Origin of the sequence: Hymenobacter sediminis (assembly GCF_003231285.1) — a bacterium.
GTDB lineage: Bacteria > Bacteroidota > Bacteroidia > Cytophagales > Hymenobacteraceae > Hymenobacter > Hymenobacter sediminis.
In genome coordinates, this window is record NZ_QKNS01000011.1 from 20,548 (window position 1) to 46,363 (window position 25,816).

Annotated in this window: 21 protein-coding genes; 12 read left to right on the forward strand and 9 right to left on the reverse strand. The window is 54.1% G+C overall.

The window, feature by feature from the left end:
- The first annotated feature begins 402 nt into the window (after positions 1–402).
- Positions 403–1,125, forward strand: coding sequence for an SDR family NAD(P)-dependent oxidoreductase (locus DNI29_RS22235; RefSeq protein WP_110980354.1), 723 nt, complete (start codon positions 403–405; stop codon positions 1,123–1,125).
- A 245-nt stretch (positions 1,126–1,370) separates the two neighbouring features.
- Here the strand turns inward: DNI29_RS22235 and DNI29_RS22240 are convergent, their stop codons facing one another.
- Both DNI29_RS22240 and DNI29_RS25400 read right to left on the reverse strand, forming a co-directional pair.
- Positions 1,371–2,822 carry an IS1182 family transposase gene (locus tag DNI29_RS22240; RefSeq protein ID WP_238388191.1) on the reverse strand — a complete coding sequence of 484 codons (1,452 nt, stop codon included), beginning with the start codon at positions 2,820–2,822 and terminating at the stop codon, positions 1,371–1,373.
- Positions 2,803–3,000 carry a carboxypeptidase-like regulatory domain-containing protein gene (locus DNI29_RS25400; protein WP_369073978.1) on the reverse strand — a complete coding sequence of 66 codons (198 nt, stop codon included), beginning with the start codon at positions 2,998–3,000 and terminating at the stop codon, positions 2,803–2,805. The genes DNI29_RS22240 and DNI29_RS25400 overlap by 20 nt, the downstream gene beginning before the upstream one ends.
- A gap of 1,252 nt (positions 3,001–4,252) precedes the next feature.
- Here DNI29_RS25400 and DNI29_RS22255 point away from each other — a divergent pair.
- The 4 genes from DNI29_RS22255 to DNI29_RS22275 all read left to right on the forward strand — a co-directional run bounded on the left by DNI29_RS22255 (position 4,253) and on the right by DNI29_RS22275 (position 8,622).
- Entirely contained in the window at positions 4,253–5,410 is a 1,158-nt protein-coding gene (locus DNI29_RS22255) for an NHL repeat-containing protein (RefSeq protein ID WP_110980357.1), read from the forward strand.
- A gap of 138 nt (positions 5,411–5,548) precedes the next feature.
- A complete protein-coding gene (locus DNI29_RS22260) occupies positions 5,549–6,424 on the forward strand; it encodes a hypothetical protein (RefSeq protein WP_110980358.1) in 876 nt (291 codons plus the stop codon).
- A gap of 747 nt (positions 6,425–7,171) precedes the next feature.
- Positions 7,172–8,113, forward strand: coding sequence for a hypothetical protein (locus DNI29_RS22270; protein ID WP_123823385.1), 942 nt, complete (start codon positions 7,172–7,174; stop codon positions 8,111–8,113).
- Positions 8,114–8,271: 158 nt separating this feature from the next.
- Entirely contained in the window at positions 8,272–8,622 is a 351-nt protein-coding gene (locus DNI29_RS22275; RefSeq protein WP_123823386.1) for a hypothetical protein, read from the forward strand.
- Between the two features lie 428 nt (positions 8,623–9,050).
- Here the strand turns inward: DNI29_RS22275 and DNI29_RS22280 are convergent, their stop codons facing one another.
- Complete coding sequence (locus DNI29_RS22280; RefSeq protein WP_110980362.1) at positions 9,051–9,908, reverse strand: energy transducer TonB; 858 nt, start codon at positions 9,906–9,908, stop codon at positions 9,051–9,053.
- Between the two features lie 67 nt (positions 9,909–9,975).
- Between DNI29_RS22280 and DNI29_RS25030 the strand changes: the two genes are divergently transcribed.
- Positions 9,976–10,308, forward strand: a complete 333-nt coding sequence (locus DNI29_RS25030; RefSeq protein WP_110980363.1) for a hypothetical protein — start codon at positions 9,976–9,978, stop codon at positions 10,306–10,308.
- 102 nt (positions 10,309–10,410) lie between these two features.
- Here the strand turns inward: DNI29_RS25030 and DNI29_RS22290 are convergent, their stop codons facing one another.
- The gene (locus DNI29_RS22290) at positions 10,411–10,971 is read right to left on the reverse strand and encodes an energy transducer TonB (RefSeq protein ID WP_110980364.1); all 561 of its coding nucleotides are present in this window, start codon (positions 10,969–10,971) and stop codon (positions 10,411–10,413) included.
- Positions 10,968–11,720, reverse strand: coding sequence for a transposase (locus DNI29_RS22295; RefSeq protein ID WP_110980365.1), 753 nt, complete (start codon positions 11,718–11,720; stop codon positions 10,968–10,970). Before DNI29_RS22295 ends, DNI29_RS22290 begins: the two co-directional genes overlap by 4 nt.
- Before the next feature lie 95 nt (positions 11,721–11,815).
- Between DNI29_RS22295 and DNI29_RS22300 the strand changes: the two genes are divergently transcribed.
- The 5 genes from DNI29_RS22300 (at position 11,816) to DNI29_RS22320 (ending at position 19,261) form a co-directional block, all read left to right on the forward strand.
- Positions 11,816–14,578 carry an RHS repeat-associated core domain-containing protein gene (locus tag DNI29_RS22300; protein ID WP_110980366.1) on the forward strand — a complete coding sequence of 921 codons (2,763 nt, stop codon included), beginning with the start codon at positions 11,816–11,818 and terminating at the stop codon, positions 14,576–14,578.
- A 5-nt stretch (positions 14,579–14,583) separates the two neighbouring features.
- Positions 14,584–15,003 carry a hypothetical protein gene (locus DNI29_RS24330; protein WP_123823387.1) on the forward strand — a complete coding sequence of 140 codons (420 nt, stop codon included), beginning with the start codon at positions 14,584–14,586 and terminating at the stop codon, positions 15,001–15,003.
- A gap of 561 nt (positions 15,004–15,564) precedes the next feature.
- Positions 15,565–16,893: a T9SS type A sorting domain-containing protein gene (locus DNI29_RS24335; protein WP_123823388.1), complete on the forward strand. Its 1,329-nt coding sequence runs from the start codon at positions 15,565–15,567 to the stop codon at positions 16,891–16,893.
- A 139-nt stretch (positions 16,894–17,032) separates the two neighbouring features.
- On the forward strand, positions 17,033–18,691 hold the full coding sequence (locus DNI29_RS25035) for a T9SS type B sorting domain-containing protein (RefSeq protein ID WP_110980369.1): 1,659 nt from the start codon (positions 17,033–17,035) through the stop codon (positions 18,689–18,691).
- 54 nt (positions 18,692–18,745) lie between these two features.
- Positions 18,746–19,261 (forward strand): hypothetical protein, encoded by a 516-nt coding sequence (locus DNI29_RS22320; protein ID WP_110980370.1) that lies wholly within the window; start codon positions 18,746–18,748, stop codon positions 19,259–19,261.
- A gap of 224 nt (positions 19,262–19,485) precedes the next feature.
- On the opposite strand, the gene qatD is transcribed toward DNI29_RS22320, so the two are convergent.
- The 4 genes from qatD to DNI29_RS22340 are packed head-to-tail and all read right to left on the reverse strand — an operon-like array spanning position 19,486 to position 24,276.
- Positions 19,486–20,220, reverse strand: coding sequence for a Qat anti-phage system TatD family nuclease QatD (qatD, locus tag DNI29_RS22325; protein ID WP_110980371.1), 735 nt, complete (start codon positions 20,218–20,220; stop codon positions 19,486–19,488).
- Positions 20,217–21,587, reverse strand: coding sequence for a Qat anti-phage system QueC-like protein QatC (qatC, locus tag DNI29_RS22330; protein WP_110980372.1), 1,371 nt, complete (start codon positions 21,585–21,587; stop codon positions 20,217–20,219). The genes qatD and qatC overlap by 4 nt, the downstream gene beginning before the upstream one ends.
- Positions 21,588–21,589: 2 nt before the next feature.
- Positions 21,590–22,384, reverse strand: a complete 795-nt coding sequence (locus DNI29_RS22335; RefSeq protein WP_110980373.1) for a Qat anti-phage system associated protein QatB — start codon at positions 22,382–22,384, stop codon at positions 21,590–21,592.
- On the reverse strand, positions 22,384–24,276 hold the full coding sequence (locus tag DNI29_RS22340; RefSeq protein WP_238388188.1) for a KAP family P-loop NTPase fold protein: 1,893 nt from the start codon (positions 24,274–24,276) through the stop codon (positions 22,384–22,386). Before DNI29_RS22340 ends, DNI29_RS22335 begins: the two co-directional genes overlap by 1 nt.
- Before the next feature lie 362 nt (positions 24,277–24,638).
- On the opposite strand from DNI29_RS22340, the gene DNI29_RS22345 reads away from it, so the two are divergent.
- Positions 24,639–25,499, forward strand: a complete 861-nt coding sequence (locus DNI29_RS22345) for a DUF2726 domain-containing protein (RefSeq protein WP_110980375.1) — start codon at positions 24,639–24,641, stop codon at positions 25,497–25,499.
- Positions 25,500–25,816 lie beyond the last annotated feature (317 nt).

The window sequence follows — 25,816 nt, forward strand, 5'->3', positions numbered from 1 at the left end:
TCGTCTCAAATTATACATTGAGACGCATTGCTTCCTAGATTAAGCGCTTCACTGATTGTTTGCCCCCATCTTATGAATGAACCGCCGGTTGCCAGCATACCTGCGGTTTTGACGCCATATTCCTAACCACAGTTAGATCTCCAAGTTGGAACGTAACCCCTCGAACGTGACCCTTGATACCCTACGCAAGGTGTTCGGCGTTATGCAAACAGTCATCAAGATTCAGGTAGTACTGCAAGCACAGTAAGCAAGCCCCGACCATCCGGCCGGGGCTTTTCTGTTGCCACCTGTCGTAGCAACAGGTGCCAACCGGCTCAGGCGCACGGTGTACTCAGGCTGCCGATCGATAACGTTCCCCTGGCCCTCCTCGTTAAGCAAGCAACGCTTTCTATCCCCAGCCTGATGACGTACGCCCTGATCACCGGTGCCAACAAAGGCATCGGCTACGAAACAGCCCAGCAGCTACTGCACGCCGGTTACTTTGTCTTTCTGGGCTGCCGCGACGCAGCCAGCGGGCAGCAGGCGCAACACCGCCTGCAAGAGGCCGGTTATGACCAAGTGGAAGTGATTTCCCTGGACGTGACCAGTGACGAGTCGGTGCAGCAAGCGGTGGCAGCGGTACGCCGGCGCACGCCGCATCTGGATGCCTTGGTCAACAATGCCGGTATCCCCAGCCAAGATCTCACGCAGCTGCCTTCCGCTACGGCACTGGCTGATTTCTACTCCCTGTTCGAAACAAACTATTTCGGGGTGGTACGCACGACGCAGGCCTTTCTGCCCTTGTTGCGCCAGGCTGCTCACCCGCGCATCGTCAACCTTTCTTCCAGCCTGGGCTCGCTGACGCTGCAAGCCGACCCCACGTGGGAGTATTACGAGGTTAAACCCGTCACCTACTGCACGTCAAAGGCCCTGGTCAATGCCTGGACGATCCTGCTGGCGCATGAGCTGCGCGATACGCCATTCAAAGTCAACGCCGTCAATCCGGGACAGACGGCGACCGATTTTACCGGGCACGTAGGTCATTCGCCGGCGCACGCCGCACAACTAGTAGCAAACTATGTACAGCTACCCCCGAGCGGTCCTACGGGTCAGTTCTTCAGTGAAGACGGCCCGACCCCCTGGTAGCGTTGCCTGTCTTCCCCTGCGCGGGTATGAGCTTACATTCAGCAAGTGAGCAGGTTACTTTAGGTTATCGAAAGGCGATTCCGTCACGGCCACCACCAGCAACTTGGCCAGCACTAGTAAGCGCTATGGATTGGGCGCTTGTTGCCACAACTCCTGCAATTCGGCCTCTGTATAAAGCGCAAACGATAACCTTAAGGTGTCCGCTTCGTCCAAAAGTTGTAACTCGTCCTCTGTAATCATAGCACTCATACATAGGCGGAATAGAACAATTGAACTCGTCTGACAAGTTGAATTACCTTAACTAGCGGCTTATCATAAAACGAGTGGCTGTTGCAAAAGTAGAGCAGGAGCCAACAAAATGGATCAGGTAGTGGTAGCGCTATCACCTGACTGCCTTGCTGCAGTGCGTTGAAGTAGAGCCACTTCTTCAGATTATAGGCCATCGCGGCGGCATATAGGACTTTCGCGGCGCCTGCTTGGCCTTTCTTGCTGAGGTGGCGCAAGCCATAATACGTAATCAAACTGCCCAGTACGGGTTCTACGGTGGCGGCCCGCAGCCGCAGCATCCGTTTACCTACGCGGGTGGCCAAGCGCTCGAGCATACGGTCATACTGGGCTTTGTAGGGCGTATGATGTAGCCGCTTCTCCTTGGCCTTCTTGCCCTTGCACTGCTCCCGCATTGGGCAGATCTTGCAGTCCGCGGCCTTCGCCATGTAGCGTTTCTTGGCGTTTCCCTGGGGATCGACGAACAGCTTGTGAAACGTGAGTTGTTTGCCCTGAGGGCAGATGTAGCTATCACTGTCGGCATGGTAGGTAAAGCCCGCGCGCTCCGCCTTGTACATGCCGTGGGCCTGAATATAACCAGTCAGACCACGCGCTTCTAGTTGCTCGTAGTTCTCGCCGGAATAATAGCCCGCATCCGCAACGACGGTGGTCATTCCCATACCTAAGGTCTTCAGCCGCTGCTGGGTCGAGTCGACAATGGCGAGCAGATATCGGCTGTCACGCCAGTCTGCTAGGTCCGCATGGATGTGGGTAATCACGTGCCGGGCCGAATCGACACTCACACTGGCCGTATAGGCTAACTGGCGCGGCTTGCCCGACTTGAAGGCAATCCGTGCCTCCGGATCCGAGGGGCTGTAGTGGGTGAGGTTGCTGACGAGTTGCCCCGCTTTTTTGGGCGCAGCTTTTCGGATCGCCGCATGGTAGCGCTCGATGTGCCGTAAGCGGTATGGTGTAGCCGTTATAGGTGGGGTTTGGGCCGTGCCCTTCGTGGGGCTCGCCTCCATCGCCCCGCCAGCAAGCTTGGGCTTGAGTCGGCTCATGGACGCATTGGCTTTGATGTAGGCCGAGTCCAGCACCTGGGTATGACCACTCACCAGCCCTCTCTGAATACACAGACCAACAATATGGGTGAAGCAGGTTTCAAAGACGGAAACGGGCAGGCGTTGTCGGGTGCGCGACAGGGTACTGTGCCAAGGCAGCGGTTGCGCGAGATCATACCCAAGAAAGGCGCGGATGCCTAGATGCAGCTGGGCCAGTTCTAGCAGCTTGCGGTCGGAAGTGATATTCTCGAAGTGCTCGACCAAAAGCAGCTTGACAAACACGACAGGGTCTAGCGAGGGCCGGTCACCTGCGCTGTAAAAAGGCGCAAACAGGGGCCGGAAGAAGCTGAAGTCAATAGAGTGGTCGATCATCTTCAACAACCAATACGGTAAGGGCCACCTGTTCCCCTTTCCGAAGCTTCAGCTTCTTGACGTCAACCCGATAGTACCCGATGAAACCCGCCCGGATACGATACTTGCCCGGGAGGAGCTCTGCTCGAAAACGGCCAGCCGTATCCGTCGTGAGCATCACCCCGTTGACTGCCACCATGGCCACTTTCAACGGCTGCTTCGAGGCTGCGGTGAGAATGCATCCGGTCAGAATACTGCTTTGGGTGGAGGCTACTTCCCGTCGGATGGTATATGTCCCATGAGCGGACTGTGCATAGCTAGGCAAGCTGGCGCAACAACAACTTAAGAAGAAGCAACAAGAGGCGAAGTAGACGTTCAAGCAAGTAGTGTTTTCCGAAGATAGCTTATCAGTGTATATGACACGTCTCTCTTAGTGTGTTTTCTTTACATAATCCTTGTTATATACCTCAAGTTGGAAAAGTGGTAGATTATTGGCTGGCACTGCTGCCACACGTATGATGGTATATTTTTAGGATGAGTCCTTCTGATAGAGTTCTGTTTCTTAAGGCAACGCGTCAAGTGCGAGCCATGCCATTGCCCTTTGATGAATAATATTTCAAATTATGGGGTCTACCGTATGCCAAAGCTACCTCGTGAGCATCTGGTAAGTATGCGTCCCTTTCTCGGTTTCTCGTTCGTCTTTCTGCTCTTGGCCAGTGGGCCTACGCTCGGCCAAACCCATTCGGCACCGACAGGCCCGGACAATGCGGCTTGGTTGGACAGTGTGCAACACCTCTCGTTGCCCCAGCAAGTCGCTGCCGTGCGGCGGCGCGCGTGGCGCGACACGCTGCTGGCTCCTTATCAAACGCCAGTGTGTGGGATGGGCATAGCCGGTACCCCGGGCCGCGAAGCTTCCGCTCGGGGGCTGGCCACTCCCCCCAAGCCTGCTGGCTTCCCCTTGGTCTATGTGGTCAATGGGCGGGCGTTCTATCACAACGATGCAGCCACGGTTCGCCAGTGGCAAGGCCTGTTGCGCCACCAGCCTGTCCGGCAGGTGACGCTCCTGCGCGATATGGCGGCGATAGCCCTCTATGGCTCGCGAGCGGCCTATGGGGTCGTGGTCTTATCCAGTACGAAGGTAAAACGCCGTTCATATCGAGCAGGATGCCAGCACCCAACGTCAGTCCTCTTCGGACTTAGCAGGTTAGATAGCCCAACTCCTATACTCCAATCCTGGCGGGTACTGCCCAGCCCCAGCTGTTCTGTTGGAGCCGCTGCTCCCTAACCCCGTGGGGCAACCTACTTTATCCCTATCCTATTCAGGAACATCGTGTTCATTCAACTCTTGGCGATTGGGTTAGCCGTATAAATAATAGGGGAGGCATTTCCTTGACACTAGGTGCTGCCTGAACACCCCCGGCCATACGGTACTATTGTGTATGTTACATCCCATGCGCTACCGATCTCTCGTCCTTCTCATCCTGCTTCCGGCCTGTCAATTTAGTGACAAGCCCGCACAAGTGCTGAATCCACCCCCACCCGCCCAGGAAGCCGTCCAGCAACACCAGACTACCAGCCGCACGGTCAGCACGCTGGCTGGTAGAGCGGGTAGCAAAGGCAATGCCGATGGCACGGGATCGACGGCTCGTTTCTTCAGCCCCCAGGCCGTGGCCGTCGATGCGTCGGGCACGGTATACGTGGCCGACGGGAACAATAACTCGATCCGCAAAATTACGACCGCAGGCCACGTAAGCACCCTGGCCGGCGCCATGAACGCATACGACCCCAAGGTGGCGTGGGCCTTTGGCGAGCGGGGCAGTCGGGATGGCACCGGCGCGGCGGCGCGGTTCAACTATCCTTCGGGTGTGGCCGTGGATGCGGCGGGTAGCGTGTACGTGGCTGACCAACATAACCACACCATCCGCAAGATTACGGCGGCGGGCGTGGTCAGCACGCTGGCGGGCATGGCAGGGGAGCCGGGCAGTGTTGACGGCCCGGGTACGGCAGCCCGCTTTTATGCCCCAACAGGCGTGGCCGTGGACGCAGCCGGCACGGTGTATGTGACCGACGTAGGCAACTTCACTATCCGCAAGATTACGGCAGCAGGCGTGGTCAGTACGCTGGCCGGCACGGTGGGTAGCCGAGGCAGCACCGACAGCACCGGCCGGGCGGCTCGATTTGGCGCTCCCCACGGCATAGCCGTGGACGCGGGGGGCACGGTATATGTGACGGACGTATTCAACAACACCATTCGCAAGATTACGGCCGCGGGAGTAGTCAGCACCTTGGCCGGGAGGGCGGGTAACCGAGGCCGGGCCGACGGCCGGGGCACGGGGGCTGCTTTCCATTCCCCCTCGGGCGTGGCCGTGGATAGGAAGGGAATGGTCTATGTGGCTGACTCGGAAAACGGGGCCATCCGCCTCATCACCCCAGCAGGGGTGGTCAGCACGCTGGTGGGCCCGTCCCGCGCCAAAGGCAGCACCGACGTTCCCGGCGCGGCGGCTCGCTTCAACTACCCGATGGGCGTACCGATGGGCGTAGCCGTGGATGCGGCAGGAACCGTGTATGTGGCTGACCGATATAACCACACCATCTGGGCGATGAAGTAGCAGGGGATAGTTGGCCTGAAGCGCCAGCATCGCCTGCCGCAGGGTAGAGGTGGCAGGCAATCGACCGCAACAAGTGAATTCACGCTTAACCTAAGCACGCAATTAAGGTGCCCCTTCCTGGATAGGACGCTTTATCTTATGGTTCGTTCGATGCTGAATACCCTACCTGCCTTGTCTTATGTTCCGTGGTGTTGCAGCGGGCTGCTGCTGCTTGGTGTGAGCAGCAGCTGCAGGGAGCGAGCGCCCGCCACCGGGGCGCAGCAAGCGGGGACGACGACGGCCCAACCTACGCCGACCCGCCTGCCCGCCTGGCAAGAGCTGCGGGTGAATGATACGCTGGTACTGGAGTGCCGTCATCCGTACACGACGTTGGTCCCGGATACGGGGCGGCGCCCCATCGTTATGTGGTCCCACATGGCCCTGCGTGGGCAGCGGGGTTATTACCAGGTGCTGAGTCATCCGGATACCCTAGCCTTGTATTGTTTATACCAGTGCTTGGACGAGGCGTTGGTGGCGGCTCCGGGGGATATCCTGCAGTTTTCGGTGCTGGAGCGGGGCCACGTACCCCCGGAAAAAGTGCGACGTGACCAGCCGCTGCCCCAAGAGGCTATTGACGGATTGGACCGTTGGACTTGGGATGTTGCCTATCGACAATTTGCACGCTACTTGACGGCCGACCTGAAGGGTTTGCCCCGGCGCTACGAGCAATGCTTTGCCGGCGGTGTTAATGGCGAGGCGGAGGAAGAATACCGCCTGCTGCCGTACTGGATCAGCCGGGAGCAAGCCTTTCTGAAGCGCCAGCATCGCCTGCCACCCACCCGGCGCCTCCTGGCCTATAGTACCTTCAGCCGCGAATTAGCCACGCTCAACGATCCAAGATATAAGCGGGGGTATGGCCCTTTACTGCTACAGCTGCTACGAACATGGCGGGCCTACCCTATGCCCGCGGCCACGGCCCGTCACCTTGATGGTAGCATCCAGGAGCTAAGAAGGACGTTGCGAAGAGCGCCTTAGACTCGGTTGGCCCTACCTTTCGTCACGGCGCCGTTTCACGACCAATAGGTCAGCTTTTGGCCTTCTTTATCCGCCGTTGTCCACCCGCGCATCCCTGAAGCGTCCCATCTGATCGCTCCCGTCTCTCCCTTACTGAATCCGACTTACATGCGTTCTTTCTTGCTCGGACCGATCATCCGATCGTTACTCATTGGGGTTGTCACCATCGCGGTAACGGTGGGTCTAGATTTAATTAGCTCGAGTGGATTCTACAGTCGCCATGTGGGTGGAGTGCTCGGCCTGCCTACGTATCTGAGTACGGAGGGTACCAGGAGCATCCAGTGGATAGCGTTGGCGTGGGTGGCACTGAGCTTTGCCGGCTCATACATATGGCACACGCGGCACTTGGATCGCAAAACAGTTGTGGGCACCGTGGCCGAAGTCCTGATGTGTCTTCTATATGCTTGGTTGCTGTTGCTGGCGCTAGGCATATGGTTCTTTATGCCGGAGCCATACGATCCGAGTAAACGCCCGTTCATGGACTAAGCCAGCCCAACTGCTGGCTAGACCTCCAGCCTTGCAGGGCCGTAGCTACGGCTCAGAAAATAGTCTCTTTTAAGAACGTTGGCCCCTGCGTAAGCTGCTCTCAGGACACGGAGAAGGTCAGCCACCGCATACACCAGATACGAGCGTTTTTCGATGAGTATATCCCGAGAAGACAATCTCCCAGCGCCACAAGCAGGGATAGGAAGCCTGAGCCGCGCGCGGATGCCGTGGAAAAGGAGCCTCTATCTGCTGTGGGCACTAAGCGCGTGGGGCCTTGGTGCAGGCACGAGTGTGCAGGCCCAAGGGAGCACCCTTGATCTACTGACCATCGCGCAACAAACCTTTGACCAGCGCTTAGAAACGACTCTCCGCTACCAGCAGGCTGTCGAAGCTGACGGCGTGAGAGCCGTTACCCGGTGTTTGCAGGTGGGCCAGCGAGCCTATGTGCTGGAACGCTACACGGCCACTCCGCAAGGGCTGGGGCGGGTAACCGAACGGTATCAGTTGCTGAGCCAGGGCCCCGATACAGTCAGCCGCTCTACCGCTCGGTTCTTGTTGGGGAATGAGGTAACTCGTCGGGGCAAAACGGCTTGTGTAGGGGTATTTCATCAGTATACAACCCCGCTTACGATTGAGGCGGGGCAGCTATTTATCGTGGGTAACTTTAGCCCCGCCCGTTTCCTGGCGCTGGCATCGGAGCTCGTGCCCGCTGGGCAAACGCTTTATGTACAAAACACGGCCCCGGGCGTGAGTGGTGACACGCTTGCCTGCTACCGGCTGACGCGCGTTGGCTCAGACCGGGTCTGTCTCACCTTGCACGAGCGCCAACCAGCGGGTAGTCAGCGCTGGCACCGCAGTAGTCGCCTCACGTACCGGTGGGAGGCAGACCTCGCCCAGCACCAGGTGACAGCCACGCAGGTCCAGGCTGATGGGACGCCAGGGGGACAATGGGTACGCACGTATACGAACCGCACGGATTTTTTTGAATGCCACTTCTACTTCCGCCCCCCTGAGCGGGAAGGTGACGGACTGGCAAAGCAGGAGCTCTACCACCGTGAGTTTAAGCAACTCAGCCCGCAGCAGGCGCTGGACCGCTATACGCTGACGCTGCAAACAGAGCCGGCTCAGACACTCACCTTCGATATTGTGCACAGCTCCCATTGAGCCAGTGGCTGGTGGCAGATAGCGCCGTTTTAAATGGGGTCCCCCATGCTAGTCCACCCCGTCTCGGGAGAAGATGCGGTGGACTAGCGGCTCCATCCAGGCCATCATGTGCGCGAGGCTTCCTTTCTTGGGGGTACCCTTTGTTCGATTAGATTGAGATGATGCCACTACTTCGGTCATTGCTGCTGGGGCTGCTAACCTTCTGCGGATTGCTACTGCTGTTTGCCGCCAGTGATATAGAGCTCTACACGGACTATTTGGCGGGGCTGCCCGGGCTACCGAAGGTCTATTCCTACACTGCACTCGTGATCATCTGCCGGTTAAGCTGGGCGTGGGTAGTGCTTAGCATCGTCATTTCCTACGTGTGGCACACGCGGCGCCTGGACCGCACCACCCGCCTTGGTCTGGTGGCGGATGCTCTGATGCTGCTGCAATACGCCTGCTGGCTCGTGTTGGCCGTGGTGCTGGAGCTTCATTTGTTCTGGCGCCCCCTTGGACTTTCCAGGTAGCCAACCTAGCCATGGTTAAAAATTTGGTACAAACAGTTAAACGGATGACGAGTGGGCGGACGTGTCAACGCGCACAGGTTGGGGGCTTCTCGAAAAATGGCAAATACCGTACGTTCATTAAAATGACCGTGGCTGTTGCAGAACTCCCAATAGTGAATCTGCCGAATAGAATCACAGTCGGGAACAGGCTAAAAAGCCCACTTACCGCCATTATTTTCTGTCAACATAGGGTAAAACATAGTTTATCTGGAATACAGATAGAGTTCTGCAACAGCCACGACCGTTTGAGTGAACTCCGAGTAGCGTTAACGTTACGGCGCTGCGGGCATGACCGGGCGGGGCCTCTGACGAAAAAAGCCCCGCACCATTTTAGTTTTACGCCCTATTGCTTGGCTCCTGTGCCCTGTTGCGCTGTTGATTTTGCCGACTTAATCAATAGAAACGGGCACGGTAAACTCGACGCTCACGGGCTGCTCTCTCTGCTTGCCGGGAACGAGGCGGGGGAGTTGCCGCGCCGCCGCGAGCACGGCCGAATCGGTCGCGGCGCCCAGGCCCTCTTTGATGCGCAGGTGGCGTACGTCCCCCGCCTTGTCCACCACCAAATGCAGCAGCACAACCCCTTTTTTGGCCGCTTGGGGCAGCACCAGCCGCCGGCCAATGGCGCGGCCGAGCGTGACGTAATTGGCTGGCACGCGCTCGGCGCCGCGCTCGCCTGAGAAGACCGGCATTTCTTCCACGTAGGTGTAGGCCTTGTCTTCCAGTGGCAAGGATGGGCCCTCGGGGAACGCTTCCTGCGGGGGCGGCGGCTGGCTCGACGGTTTCAACTTTACATAGTTGTTGTGGTCGATGTCGCCCTCCAATTGTAACGCCCCGACATCAATGACCAGGGGCGGGGCGTCAAAGGGGCGGCGGTCTTGGCAGGTGTTGCGAATAAGTACCCGTTGCGAGCCCTGCCACTCCGCGGCTAAATGGAGGTCGTGAAAAAACGGCTCATGAGCCCTGATGGTATAGAACCCGAGCTGCTGACTGTTATCGCCGGAAAATAGCCCCTGGGAAGAACAATATGTGACGTCGATTTGCTGCGTTGGAGTCTTCCACCCGACGTCCCGTAGCTCTAACTCAACATAAGCCCCTGATGAGACCCCAGGCACGTACGTTCGGAATGTCGGCGAGGAGCTGCAGGAAACGATTCCTGGAAACATAGCCATCATGACTACCAAGCGCTCCCATTTCTTCATTGCTACTGCCATCATTAAACGAATCCCATTAACGAAAATATAAGCCATATAGTGAATAATAAACCGCTCGTCTAGTTGAACACTATGTTCAGCTAAAGGAGCGATATTTTGCGTTATGAACCTTCGCCTATTTTTATGTATCCCGACCTTGCTAGTTGCAAGCTGTCGTTTTGGCGAGGATGGTGCCGAAGCAGCCAAATTATATTGCCAGTGTTTGGAGCATCAGGGGCCCTATTACAATGATGCTCGAGCCAACCAGATTGCCGTAGAACGTATCTGTCAAGGCAAGCTGATGGAGAAATATGCCTCGTATCGCCAATTCATAGTCCTTATGGAGGCTGATTCCCCCCTTGTGGTTTCTCCAGAAATACGCGAATCATCCCGGCTCTTTATGCGAGATTTCTTAAAAGCCGAGCGCGCTTACAGGGCTACCACAACTGTTAAATAGCATCGTATTCACCAAAGCCTAGTTCATTCAAATGGTCCGAATAAAATAAGGAGAGAGTTATTAAAACCCACCCAACTAAGCCCAACAACGCGGCGGCGGAGCTTACGGCTGCCTCTTTACCGGAATGGTTACGGGTACCGTAAAGCTCACGTCCACCGCCTGCCCTGCTTGCTGGCCGGGAACAAAACGTGGAAGCTGCCGCGTGGCCGCCACGACGGCCGAATCCACGTCGGCCCGCAGCCCCCTCGCGATCTGCGCATGGCGAACACGGCCTTCCTTATCGACCTCGAACCGCACAAACACGCGGCCGTCTGGGGCGGCCGGGGGCACGACCAAATACTGGTGGATGGCCGCCATGCTGCTGGTTAAGGCGTTTTGACCGTTCAGCGTCGGCATTTGCTCCACGTAAGTCCAGACCCGGTTCGCCTCGAGCGGCTGGCCAAGTGTATCGCCCAACTCGAAGAGGCGCATCTGCTCCCTGGCAAACTCTACTTCGCCTATATGGCACTCCCATGGTTCAACGGAAGGCTTAGGCTTTTCCCTTACCCGGGGCCGTACGACCACCGGTTTGCCGACGCGTTTTCTGGGGGGTATTTGGGCCAGGACGCTGCTACCCATCAGGGCAACCACCAGCGAAGCGCAATAAGCATATTTTCGGTTCATTGGAAGGGGCAGGTAAAGCGCAAGCCTAGAGGATAGACTAAATAACGCATAAGTTCATCTAAACGGTGGTATAAGTCTTTGTGGCTGTTGCAAAAGTATAGTATGAGCCAACGAACGGGCCTAGGTGCTGGTAGGGAGTTCACCCTAGTGCCTGGCTGACAGGTGTGGCAGCGCAGGTACTTCTTCAGATTATAGGCCATCGCAGCAATATACAGGACCTTGGCCGCGCCTGCTTGGCCCTTCTTGCTGAGGTGGCGCAAGCCGTAGTAGGTGATCAAACTACCCAGTACCGGTTCGACCGTTGCCGCGCGCAGGCGCCGCATGCGCTGCCCCAGGCGCGTGGCCAAACGGGCGAGCATACGCTCATACTGGGCTTTGTAGAGGGTATGGTGCAACCGTTTCTCGCGGGCCTTTTTGCCTTTACACTGAGCCGCCAGTGGGCAGACCTTGCATTCGGCGGCCTTCGCCATGTAGCGTTTCTTGGGATTGCCCTGTGCATCGACAATCTGCTTGTCGAAGGTCAGATACTTGCCTTGACGACAGATATAACGGTCATGGCCTGTATCGTACGTAAAGCCGGTGTGCTCGGCTTTGTACTTACCATGGGCGGGAATATAGCCGGTCAGACCACGCGCTTCGAGTTGCTTGTAATTCTCTCCGGAGCTGTAGCCGGCATCAGCCACGACCGTGGTCATGGTTAGGGCGAAGGATGTTAATCGCTGCTGGGTCGCGTCCACAATAGCGAGCAAATACCGACTACCGGCCCCTGCAGACCATCGCGCAGAATGCCGTCTCGGGCTGGGACCAGACCACGCACGAGCTGGAGCCCTTCACCGGGCGGGTCGTGGCCACGACGCTAACGCACTCGGGCTACGGGGCGAGGCATACGATCCGCAACGAGTTCACCTATGACCAGCAAGGACGCCTACTGCAAACGACACAGAGTACGGGAGGACAGGTGCCGGTGCTGCTGGCCAAACTGGAGTACAACGCCCTGGGGCAGCTGGTAGACAAAAAGCTGCACAGCACCGACAACGGAGCCTCCTTCCTGCAGTCAGTGGATTACCGCTACAACATCCGCGGCTGGCTGACCCACCTCAACGACCGGGCCCTGTCGGATGGGGCCACCATCGAGGGCTTCGACGCGGACCCGGATGGTAACTCGGCCCCGGATCTGTTCGCTCTGGAGCTGAAGTACGACCAGGGGCTGCAGCTTGCAGGTGCCCAGCAGTACAACGGCAACATTGCCGAGGCCCTGTGGCAAACCCGCCGGGGCAGCACGAAAACGGGTCTCAAAGGCTATGCCTACGGCTACGATGGGGTGAACCGCCTGACGTCCGCCAGCTATAAGTCGCAGGTAAGCAACACGTGGGGTACCTCCACCACCGACTTCTCCGTCTCCGACATTCGCTATGATGCCAACGGCAACATCGAGCGGATGACGCGCCAGGGAACCGTTAACGGGTCTGATGCGGCACCCCAAAAAGGACTGCTGGATCAATTGACCTACTATTATATTGATGCCACCGGCAAGCGTAGCAACCGCTTGCTGGCCGTTGATGACGCGGCGCCCGCGACAGCGGCCGGGCACGACTTTGAGGATAATGGATCCAAGTACCGCACCGCAAGTGGCACGGGCCCGGTGGAGTACGAGTACGATGATAACGGCAATCTGCTGCTGGACCGGAACAAGGGGATCACGCGGGTGGCCTACAATCACCTGAATTTACCCTATCGCATTGAGTTTGGCTCCAGCGCTAATCGGATTGAGTACACCTACACGGCAGCGGGTACGAAGCTGCGCAAGCAGGTCTTCACTGGCGGCGGGGCAACACCCTCCGCGACGACGGAGTATGCTGGCGCCTTCGTGTATGAACAGGGCCAGGTTTCTTTTGCCCACACGGCGGAGGGCCGGGTGCTGTATACGGCCAGTGTACCTGCAGGCAGTTACCGCTGGAAGTACGAGTACCACCTGAAAGACCACCTGGGCAATCTACGGTACGCCTTCCGGGAGGAAGGCGGAAACACGGCGCAGCGCACGGCCTCCATGGAGCCGGTCAACGCGCCGCAGGAGGAGCAGGCGTTTGCTCATGTGGAAGAAACTCGGCAGCAGGATGCCCAGCGCGCCCATACCGGGCGGTACGTCGCGCGTCTTTCTGCCCAGGAAGGACGTCGTCAGGGCCCCACCATCAGCTGGCCCGTGCAGGCAGGGGACAGCGTGCGAGCAGAAGTGTATGGGCGCTATGACCATACAGCAGCCACCGGGCGTTTCCTGCGCCGAGGAGCCGTGGTAGCGGGTGCGGCTGTCGCGGGCAGCCCCAGCGGGGGAGGAGTTGAACGAGGCCAACCCACAGCGAGTCGTCGCCGGTTCCTACCGTATGTGGGGGCGGGTATCGGTCTGGTGCCCCAACTGTTCAAGCGTAAGCAGGAGGAGCTGCCCAAAGCGTTCCTGCGCTACGAACTCTTCACTCAGGATAGCCAACTGGTGGCCACCCGCCTGCAACCCTTGGAACGGACAGCTACCGATGAGTGGCAACACCTGGAAGCTGGGATGAAGGCCGACAGCGCTGGGTTTGTGCGCGTGAGCGTCCTCAACGAGAGCGGTACACCAGCGTACTTTGATGATCTGGCCTTGAAAGCAGTAGACCCGCAGCAGTATCAGGAAAACCATTACGATCCGTGGGGGCTGAATCTAGTGGGAATTGAAACAGTCAACACCGATTACAGTAAGTTCCAGTATAATGGGAAAGAGAAACAAACGGAATTTGACCTAAATTGGTCGGATTATAAAGCTAGGATGTATAACTCACAAATAGGGAGATGGAATGCCATTGACCCTCATGCAACTAATTATTACCCTCTATCCCCGTATAGTTATGCAGGTAACTTCCCAGTAGTTGCTACGGATGTAGACGGTAAAGATTGGTTTATATCAACTAAGACCGTAAATGGACAACTACAAATAAACATAAGATATGTTGCAGCCGTATTAGATAATTCTAATAATAATATAAATTTAAATAGTTTCATGCAAGACCAAAGAGCGATGTTCAAGTCTGTATTTCAAAATAAAAATATAAATGCTACACTGGAGATAAGGAAAATATCTTCTGAAAAGGATCTCAAATCATACGAAACATTAATTGAGATAAAACATGATGATGCTAACTTTAATTCAGATAATACAAAAGAAACTGTGGCTGGGTACAGTCATATGTATGGAAATTATATTGCCCTTAATGCGAAAACGATATATGCATCAACAGGTAAGTTCCACGACAAAAGAACCTTAATGCATGAAATAGGACATAGTGGCGGACTAGTTCACCCTTTTGACTTCGATGCAAGATATAACAAGAATGCAGATAAATATGGTAGTTATGACAAGGCACAAGAAGATGTAGATTTTGAAAACTTTGATAACTTGACCAATTTTATGAATTATTATTCAATTGGGAATAAAGAAATGACAGGCAGATACTTCGGTCCCGGCACGATTGAACATTATATGTCCAACACCACTGGCCCTGCTACGAGAGGCCAAATACAATCTATTGTCAATAAGTTTTGGAGTGGTGAATTAAATAGAAATACTCGTAAAAAATAATTGTCATGAAAATACTTCCATTTTTTGCCTTGATTTCTTTATTAAATTTTTCGTGTCAAAAAAAATCTTCTTCTAAATTTGTCTTGTTAGGATATTTCTACAAAGGAGAAGAAGTTAATATTAATTTTAATCAAAATCTTATTTATAGAAATAAATTTGACAAAAAAAATAGATATATACGCGAAGAAATTGATGTGTATTATACACCAAAATTTAGTGTGAATTTAAAGATCGTATATCATAATAAAGTATTAAAAGACACAACTTTAATTGGATTTTATAAAAACAACAATCAAGGTATTTTCATACCAATTGCTATGCCAAATAATAAATATGGAACTCCAATAAACAAAAAATTGATAAATAAATGGCTTAAATTATCTCCTGATTCATTGCGAAGAAATATAATTTTAAGAGAATTATGATAGTTATTAATTTTAGTAAAAACAATAAGCAAAATAATAAGTTTTTTAATAAAAATGCCTTCAATGTTGATAAGTAAATTTGTGCGAACATATTTCGCTCTTGCAATCCTATTAAGTTTAGGATTGACTTTTCGGTCTCTAGGCCAAAACACATGTAACCTGATTCCAAACGGAGATTTTGACGCCCAGAATGGATCTACACCTACTACAGGTCAAAACAACGTGAAGTGGTCACTGAATCCAACTGGAGATGTGGCAAATTGGGAGGCAACTAACTACTCGACGCCCGATTATTACGCAGTTAATGCTCCTGCTGGCACTGGGGCAAATCCCAATTCAACAGTGCGAGGGGCCTTTAGTCCTTACCCTAGTTCGAGCCCTAATAATGGGTGTATTGGACTCTACACTTTTAGTAATGGCACTTTTGGGACTGACCGCTACATAGAATACATCACTCAGCGAACGGGCATAGTATTAGAGGCTGGTATTGAATACTACTTAACTATGCATGCCTATAAGGCAAGCGCTTCACCTGATCCGAGCTACGCTACTTCGGTCGGAATGGCCCTTACTCAAAATTCACCCAGTGACTACAGCTATACCACTACTTCCTCTACTGGGTACTCTCCTAGGGTATACGGCGCCAGTGCAGATTTTAGCATCAATGGCCTAGTCAGCTCAAGCCAGTGGACTCCTATTACGGGCACGTTCAAACCAACAGAAAGGAAAACCTACTACGTAAACATTGGAAATTTCCAACAATCAAATCCGCCTGCATCCCAACCGCAGACGCAAGTTTACCATTACGTTGATGCCGTAGGGATCTACAAAATTCCTACGGCTGGGCCAGCTGTTTCAACCTGTCCAGACACACCGGTTACCATTGGAACCAACTGCGGTATTCCGGGTGCGATGTATGTATGGTCCATTGCCGGAACTAACATGCCCTATGTTCCCAGTGTTCCGCAGATCCGGGTTCAACCGACAGCTACAACCACCTACACGTTAACGGTAACCCTACCGAACCAGGAAACGCGCACCAGCTCGGTCACCGTCACGGTAGTGCCTGCTCCTACCCCAGCTATTTTGCTATCCTCTATCGATAAATGTGCGAAGCGGGCTACCTATCAAATCATGAACTATAATGCAGCCTATACCTACTCTGTAACTCCCTCCAACGGACTTACGCTGCAGCAGTCCAACCCGATTTCCGCCAGCTTTAGCATTCAGGGGGCCAGCACTTCATCAGGGGGGAGCTTTACCCTTACCCGCACGGGCTGTGGTACTTCCACCACTACGACCTATGTAGATTTTACGACTCCTTCCCCCGGTGGCTACTATACCAGTGGGTATGGGCCCAGCTATTCAAACCCGGTAGCGTTAACTACTTATCAATACATTGATATCACTAATCCGCAAGGCGGATATGTGAATATGCAACTCACGAATACACCGTACACCTACAGCTTCACTGCAGACATGGTCGGGCTGTATCTGGCTAATACCACAGGTAAGTGGACTCAATTTATACTCAAGCCAGGACAGGCTGTTAACATTACAGCAACAGCCCTCAACTCACCTTGCCCTGAAGTAGGTCGTTTTGTATTTATCGCTTCCAAAGGAACCTATGGCTATCGCGTGGCTCCAAACCCGGTTAGCGACGAGGTGACCGTAACAGCCAATGAGAGCAGCATAGTTGAAGGTGGAGTGTCAAGTAATACGGAGTTTGAGGCAGAGCTATATGATCGGTTCGGCAAACAGATGAAAAGCCAAAAAGCAAGATCTGGCAAGGCCATCTTCGACGTTCGCGACTTCCCTGAGGGATTATACCAGATCCGGGTGGGGAAAGGTAAGAATGCTGTATCTGAGCGGATACAGGTTACACATTAACCCTAACCCTAACCCGTGATCAGCACTAGGCAGACCTGAGAGGTTATCTTTTTAATGTTTTCAGCCATGCTAGGCTGATGCGCGCTGTCATACCGGCTATCGAATACTCTCCTGTGCCTTTACCCCTTTCCTTTTATCCATGAAAGGTCCGCTGCGCTATCTGTCTTGGGTGCTGCTCGTCTGCTTAAGTCTGTATAGCTCTACCCCGGCGGGCGCGCAAACAGCCCCAGGGTACCGGTGGCTCGCCTCGGGCGGGGGCACGGGCTTTGATGGGGGGGATAACATTGCCGCCGATGCGGCCGGCAATGTGTATGCGACAGGCATTTTCTCGGGCACTGCCACCTTCGGCTCTGTAACGCTTACCAGCCAGGGAGATACGGATGTGTACTTGGCCAAATATAACCCTCAGGGCCAGTTGCTTTGGATACGCCCAGCCGGTGGACCCGGCACAGATACTGTCTTCGACTTGGCGGTGGATGATGCAGGCAATGCCTGGATTACCGGTTATTTCTCCTCAGCGGCGGATGATCCTAGCCTCAACCCGCTGGCTTCGATGATAGTAAGCACTGTGACCTTAATTGGGGGCAATCCATTTTCGGAACTTTTCTTGGTGAAGTATTCTCCTCAGGGCGCTTTGCAGTGGGCCCGGCAAACTGTCGGGCCTGCCGTCAGCACGGCGGTAAAGATGTCCTTGGATGGTCTAGGGAACGTCTACCTAATCGGGGCTACGGAGCAGCGTACCCGCTTCGAGCAACAGTACCCGCTCTTTACTCCTGGCACAACCAGCGGCACCTTCCTGGCCAAGTACACCCCCCAGGGTACGCTAGCTTGGGTTCAAACGGGATTTGGCACGCTCAACGGCTCGGCGTACGAGCAAGTGAGTGTTGGGGCGGGCGGACAGATGCTCGTCATTAGTTACGACTGGAAGATTGCCCCAGGGCATCCAGCCGGGGGCTACCAGCAAACCTACCTGACCAACGTGGATCCCGCTGGTCGTATCCTCTGGAGGAAAATGCTGCCGGGCTCGGATGGAGCGGGCACTCTACAGGTGCGCCGAGTGGCTGTGGAAACAGGGGGCAACCTGTTGCTGGCATGTCAATTCCGGGGCATCCTGCACGGCGGCCGTAATGGGCCGGTCTTCACCGCCCAGGGCCACCAGGATGTGCTGCTGCTACTGCTCAGTCCCCAGGGAGACGTACTGCAAGGACAGTCATTCAGTGGTGATGATCCTACTCATCCTGATGGCGTGCCGGGCTTGGCCCTGGACGCTATCGGTAACCGGTACTTGGCCCTTACCTTACCGGATGCGCGCGTGCTGCCCCCGCCGGGCCGGATAGTGGGTACTACCCTGCTTTGTCTGGCCCCTGACGGGGCCCTGCGCTGGAAGCGTTCGGGTCCGGCGGCCGTTGAGCAGCTGTCCCTCTCTCCAAAGGGAGAAGTACTGCTGACCGGGGGGAGTAACTATGCCGAGTCTTTCGACGACTACACGCTTTCTGCAGCCGGCTTTTCCGATGCCTTCATCGCTAAGCTGGCCAGCACCCTGCCCCCCGTTGCCCTAAGTACTCCGAATATTATCACGCCTAACGGCGACGGGCTCAACGAAACCTTCCGGCTGCCTGGCTTGCCCACCGGACCATGGGAATTGCGTATCTTTTCGCGTTGGGGCACCCTAGTGTATCACACCGCTGACTATCGTCAGGATTGGACGGCGACGGGCCTCCCGGCGGGTGCCTACTATTATTGGCTAACGGCTCCGGGGCAAACGCCGCTACGCGGGTGGGTAGAGGTAGTGCGCTAGAGGGAGCCGTTTCGCACATTATCGCACAAAAGTTGTAAAACCCCACTTAACTTTATGAAACAGATACTTTATGGTCTGCTGCTCGCTAGCCAGGTCGTATTGACGGGCTGCAGTGAGAAATCCGGAGCCCCTACTCCCAGTGCTGCTTCGGCCAGTGCAGTACACATCGTGGTCAGTGGGGCGAAATACGGGACCTTCTCCACCCCACGCCTCACCCTGTCGCAAAGCCCTGTAAACCAACAGAAGGCAGTGGATGTGCTGCTTACAGCCCCTGTGGTGACGTCCACCGGCTCCTCGATCGGGAACCTGAACCCAATCAACACCTCGACCTGGCAGCAAGCGGAGCTGCACAGCCGAACGCTCCACCTGAGCTTGTACTTTCAGGATATTGAGTCAGCAGACTTTATCGCACCCCGGGGGGCGGACAAAGCACAGGTCAGTGTTCGAGTAAATAATGAGCCTGCCCTATTGCTAGAATTGGATTCCTCTATCTTACAGGATACGGCACCGCGCTGGCAGGACGCACAAGGAAAATGGAATGCAGGCGTGAACATCACCTTCACCTATTGACCGGCCTACCTCCGCTCAACTACTCAACTCCTCCAGCCAGAAACACTTTAGTTGCTGTGTTACCCTTCAATAAATTGCTCGTTTAATTGTACATGTCAATCGTATGGCAGTAGCGAAGAGAAATGCTGCTGAACGGGCCGAAAACGGTTTAGAAAACTTGTTCAGGAATCAAAGTACATGGAAGGCAGCCTTCGTAACGAGATACCTGTACCTTAGATAATACTTTATCGGCTTCGTAAGTGGCTGAGCAACTCCTTGAAATTGTCTTGAATCTGATCAGTCACGTATTGGATGGATACCTCCCAGTGCAGGGCGAGGTAGTTTAGCACTATCTCGACGTGAGCAGGCTCAGCCAATGCGTTGCCAACCTGCACAAATGGACCATCTGTTTCTGTCAAGATTTTGTTTCTCGGAATGGTTGCAATGATCTGACGCCCCTTTTCTGAGCGAATCATGGCCGGGTTGACCGAAAAATAGTAGCCCTGACCGACTATAGTACGCAGCACTGGAAGTGACCCGGTGTACCAATGAAATATCGCCAGCTTGCAGTGGTACTCCACTAACATGTCCACAACCTGCTGCTCGGCACCGCGAGAATGAATACTCAGCAATTTGCGCTGTTGTTGAACGCACCGCAGGACGAAGGCAAAACTTTGCAGTTGCTGTTGCTTCGTAGCCAAGCCTTCACGGCTGAAGTCCAGCCCTACTTCGCCAACGTAGGAGGTTAGGGGCAGGTATTGTTTAAATAAGGCATACTCGGCCTGGTGACGAAGCGCATGCAGCGGATGCAGCCCCAAGGCCAATCGGATGTTGCGAAAGCCTTGCAAATGCTGCTTTCCTAAGGCGAAATGACTGGGTAAGTTAGTCATGGCCAACGTTGTTACGCCAGCCTGCTCACAGCGATGGGCTACCTGCAGCGGATTGGGATAGAGGTCGATGTGGCAGTGGGCGTCAATCATGGCAGGCCAGCTTTGTGGCGCAAGTTAGGCTCCCGACACGTACTCACCCAAGCGGCCAACTCCTGCCTGGTTTTACCCACTAAGGTAGTATAGCCCGGCAGCTTCGCTGTATCATTAATTCCGTTGATAAGCAGTTCGGTGCGTATCTGACGGGGGGTTAAGGTTGAGGCCAAAAACGACAGGCAGGCATCCAGATCCTGTCCGCGTTTGGTCGTCAGGCGCTGAAATCCAGCATCGTATTTCAATTCCTCCAGGTTGTTGCCGTAAGTAGTTGGGTCGGGATGGCCCAACAACGCGGCCCGGCGGTACACACACGGCATGCACACGCCACAGTGCGAAGAACCTAGCCGCACCCAGCCTCGGGGATGACCCCGTTTGCCACAGGAATTTGATTCGCCGACAATGCTCAGCAGGAAAGGAAGATCCGCGCACCCGGCTACCATTTCCCCCTTGGTTTGGAATTCGTACGGGTTGCTGATCGCCGTTGACAGGCCCAACTGGTCGGCGAGCTGGCAGATATCCTGAATAACCCGTGGGTGCGTGGTCCGCGTGCTACATGACGAGCGCCGGGAGGCACTGAGCGGGTAGTTCAGAGACACACTTCCATTCTCAGGCACCCAGATCGGTACCCCACCCCCGATGGCATCGCCCAGCAGGATGGCTAGGCTAATAAACAGCAAGGAACGGCTGCGAAGCGTATTCTCTTGTGAGTCGGGTGTGGCATCTTCCAAAAACACACCAATAGAATTACTCCACTCAAACTGCTGCGAGAATTGAGCGGTCAGTGCTTGGGCCAGCTTAAATTGGTCGCTTTTCGGCCCGTGCATGTTAGGGTCATAATGCGATACTAATAACAATTTCTGCGCAGGCTTATTTTTCAGGAAGTCAATGGCACCGATGAGTGAATCGAGTCCCCCGGAAAATAGGTTAATCTGATCAATGCCTGCCGGTGGAAGGTCCCCGGGGGCCGGAACTGGTAGCACCAAGGGGCTGGCGGTAAACTCTACTTGCCAATAGTCACCGGTCAGAAACGAGAGCAGTTGGGCCACAACGTCTTCCCGGCCCTGCCAAGCCGCAGTATCCAACACTGGCAACGACATGCTTAATTCACGAGACCAGCCATCTACAGAGTGAGGTCGCCGTTCCACCAAGCGGTCGATGCCGTAGACACAGGACGCCAGAAACAACAGATCAAATGCGGCCGGGGAGGCGTGGCGGCAATATGCCAGAATATCGCCGCATTTGAGAACGATTGTTGCGCTCTCTTGTCGAGAGGAAGCGCGCGGATTGCTGAACTCAACTGTAGCCCGCAGTACATCGTCGGCATCCAAGGTGGCCGGGGCCGTTATGGTCAGGTCAAGCTTCATCGTTAGTAGAGAGCTAGAATACTGTCAAAAATATCTTCAATGATTTGGTCTCCTTGGGCCCCTGCCCAGTTGATCTGTGCTAGAGGCCGAGCCGCTGCAATGACCAGTACTAGGCCCAGGATATCAAGCTTAATTTCCTCAAACGTGGCGGCAGCTGTTGCTGCACCTTTGAGCTGCGTGATCTTTTCTTGGAATCGCTGGGCTAGATGTTCGAAAATGTAGTAGCCGAAATACTGGCACAGCAGTTCTTCCAGGCCCGGGCCCGCGACGGCGGCTTGCATTGCTGCTTCAAATTGCTGCGGGGTTTGGCCTGGTTGCTCTAGCTGCTCCAACACGTGGGCGCAGGCGGCTAGGGCAGCGGTTTCATCCATGCCAGTGCTGCCGTCGGCACAAAGCAGCAGAATGCGTGTGATAACTTCCTCTACTGTGAGTCCAGTGAAGTCAAATGTGGCAGTAGGTGTAGTTAATGCGCCTGCCAATCCACTGGTGCCAACCACCGAAAACAAACGAGTCAGCCGACGGGCTACGCGGGTGCCTGCCCGCCCGGTTGCTGCAGACGAACCATTGCGCACGGCTGCCCGGCCACCTGCTGAGGCAATCAAGTGCCCAACGGTTTTCTTAATTTGGGCGCTCTTTCGCTGACTGAGTTTCTGCTGCAGCCTAGGATTAGGCTGGCTTGCGTTGGCCAGCTGTTCCTCCTTATCAACTGTTTTAGATACGGTCGTGACATCTAAGCTGAGGCTGCCCCAGTTGGGCTCCCCGGTCACGCCAGGTATAATTCGCTGCGTAGTTCCCATTACTTTTTCGAGCCCGCAATGGCTTTGCCGATTCTTGAAGAAGGATCATACACCCCATATAATTCCTTCAGACTGGGTGTTTTACCCTCGTTCAACCGTAGAGTATTATGTAGTGAGTAGGGTATGTCGGCGTGATTGATGTTAGCCAAAGCTCGTTTGTAGGCCGCTAGTGCATCCGGCATGCCGGTTATTACCAAGTCAATCAGCACGCGGTGTCCCTTGATATTTGCCGGGCGTTTGGCAATCTCCTGCACCATCATCTCCAGTAGAATCGTTTGCTCGTTATCCTTTAGCTGAGTGGCTTTCGAGGCAGAGGCTCGCAGAATAGTTTCTGACCCATATTCCATCAATTCCCGGAACAAGGTTTTGATCAACGGAGGAATCAGTGAGGCACCGCTGATACTGCCGGCCAGCTGGTCGCGCGAAATCCAGAAGTAGTCGCGCAAGTCTACTTCTGCCAATAGAGGCTCTACCTTTAACCAGCGTACTACTCGCTCCGACGTCCAGTGTGCTCCATGCTTGTTCTTGATTTCATCAATATTACCCTCACCCGCCAAGCTTTCCAGCTCAGTCAGCTCCCTTGGTTCGCCTTCTTGGCCAGCTTGCCAATCGTAAATTTTACGAAACAGGCCCGGCTCCGCGTACTCCAGCACCATGAGCTTGCCCAATACATCAAGCCGGAAACTGGTAAACTTAGCTACCCCGGCCAAGCGCGTACGAAGGGTAAACGAATTGAGAAAGCGCTTGATCTGGCGCGGATTTCCCTTCAGGCCTTCCGTAATGACGGGCGCTAGCGATGTAACCAGAGGCGCATTCAGCTTTAGTTGCTGTGCTTCCTCAGGCGTAAGTAAGGTACTCAGGTCGGCAAAGCCGAAGGCACCGTAGCGGTTCGCGGTTCTAAATCTTTCAAACTCACTGAGCACGCGACCATGCGTGGCGGTTGTCAAGTGCTTTTCGCAAAACAACAGAGATAAGTAAGTTTCTACTTCCGAGTCGGATAAGCGGGGCAAGTAGTAAGGAATTTGAATCAGCTTTTCCAGGTAATCCCGCACGAACTGGTCACTGATGCGTTCCGTTCGCGCATCCGCATTGGTCGGCTCATCTGCCGTAATGCGGGATTTATAGCGATACTCAATGGCGTGCTTGACAATGCGCGGGTCGGCGCCAATGATAAAAGCAGTCTTGGGTACGTTGACGAATAGCTTGATTGCTTCCAGGTTTTCAATGAGGCGATCTGGGCTACAGCGGTCCAGATCATCGATGAGCACAACCAACCGGGTAATGTTGGTTTCAGCCAGGAGCTCTTCGAAATTCTGCCGAAACTCGCGCACCAGCATGGTCTTCTCTTCCGGTGTTTCCTGTAGCAACGAGCTGAAGTCGGTTTTCTCCTCTTCATCTGCCCCGGCTTCGTCGTCCTTCTTTTTCTTGCCAACGCCCAGCGCCCCTCCAATTTTATTGACTACGCCGGCTGCGGCCGGTAGTGCACCGGATACGGCGGCAAGTACGCTAGTGGGCTCGCCCATGTGGGCCAGGATCAGTGGCAACGCTACATTCTTGAGGCCTAACCCCATCACCCGCATCCAATTGACCGATTTGAAGAGCTGGGTGACTTTCGCTTTTACCGCAGGGCCGAACCGTCTCTCGTCGGTGAAGGCTTTAAGGATAGAATCCAATAATGCGGCCTTAGCGTCATCATAGCCTTCAAACACCCAGCCATTGAAATACAAGCAAAGCGTATCATCCTCAAGGGCGTTGAGTTTGGCCTCCATCATGCGCATGATGCTGGATTTGCCGCTTCCCCAGTCGCCAAATACTCCTATCGTGACTGGCAGGATACCGTCGTCGAGCACTAAAGCCTCAAGTAGATCTGCATGAACTCGGAAGCCGAGCAAATCATTGGTAGTTTCACTATCAGACCACATTCCTAAATTATTGTAAAATACTTACATAAATAAGGAGGAAAGATATAACTTTCAAACCTATTAAGCTTGTCTTATATTGATCTTACTATAAAAGCAACGAGATAATAACTTGCCTACTTAGCAAGTAATTTTTGTACTTGTCATATAGACCATAGACGGCGCTTCATAAATAATACATAGGTCGATAATTCTGGCAGCAAAGGTCAAGTTTGCTTCTGTATCATTACATAAACGCACGTTTATATTATAAAAGCCTTTTTAAATTTTAGTCGAATATAATTGGTGGTTGAAGTCAGCATACTACCAGTATTTTTGGTTTCAAACCACAGCTAATGGATCAGGAAGAGGCATACCAAGCAATTCAGAAAGAGGATTGGAAAACAGTTCTCAGCTGGCTCTATCAGAACAAGGGAAAAATCAAATCTGATCCGCTGCTGAACCAGGCGGCCAACGTGTTTGCAAGTGAGTTTTTCCGGCTATTGCCTTCGTATGATCTTATGCGAGCGAGTGTGGAGGATAACCTAACCGTTATGATTTCGCTGCACCGCGGCAAAATGTATGAGTTCAGTGAAGAGCACTACAAGCTGCTGATTGTAAATCTGGCCGTGCGCAGCCGCAGAGACAAAGAAACATCCGTTATGTATGCGCGGATGATGCCCAACGAGCCCGAGTGTCAGAAGATTATCAACGACTACGAGCGGGGGCAGCCGCAGCGGGTGAAGCACTCGCAAAGCGACACCATTCAGATTACAACCCAGCCGGAGGTAGATGCCATACCCGAGATGGACTACCGAATTTCATTATTCAAATCAAATCAGGAACAGCACTTTTACAAGGCCTTGAAACGTGCGTATGATTCCTACTTGGTGTACCCCAACGTAGCTTTCAGCACCCTACTGGATATTAAAAACCTGCAGGCTGTCTTAACGGCCGAAGAGAGGAGGTTCTTCTATTCGGGGATAATTGACTGCGTGATGTTCGACCCAGCCGAGGGCTACGTACCTACTCATTTCTTTGAGTTGGATAGTGTGTGGCATGACTCGGAAGAGGCGCAAAAGCGGGATGCAATTAAGAATAGTATCTTTTCAAAAGCGGGTATCAAGTTGATCCGTATCCGGAAAATGGATGAATCAATTGATGATTCTGCCTTTCTGCGCATGATCCGCGAAGTAATTCAGGAGAGCAAACAGTAGACTCCACGGCTACTTCGCCTGGAGACGCCGCATTTTCCAGATAGCATCTTTGAGGTCGCCACCGATAAGGTCTAGCCTCTTTACATACTGAAACGGCGACTGACAGCGCGTAAAAGCAAGAGCGCAGCAATCCGCCGTCCAGTGGGCCGAGAAAGGTAAGCCTTTCTCGGCCCCGACAGCCGTAACCAGCGGCGCTGGCGTGCTTCGGCGACAGGCCACCGAAAGGCTGCTCGTTTAACTTTTAACCAAGTATCAGTGCTATAGGCATGATATTTAACTGTTCAAGCGCATCGTGAAGAATGCTGGCGGGCGCATCC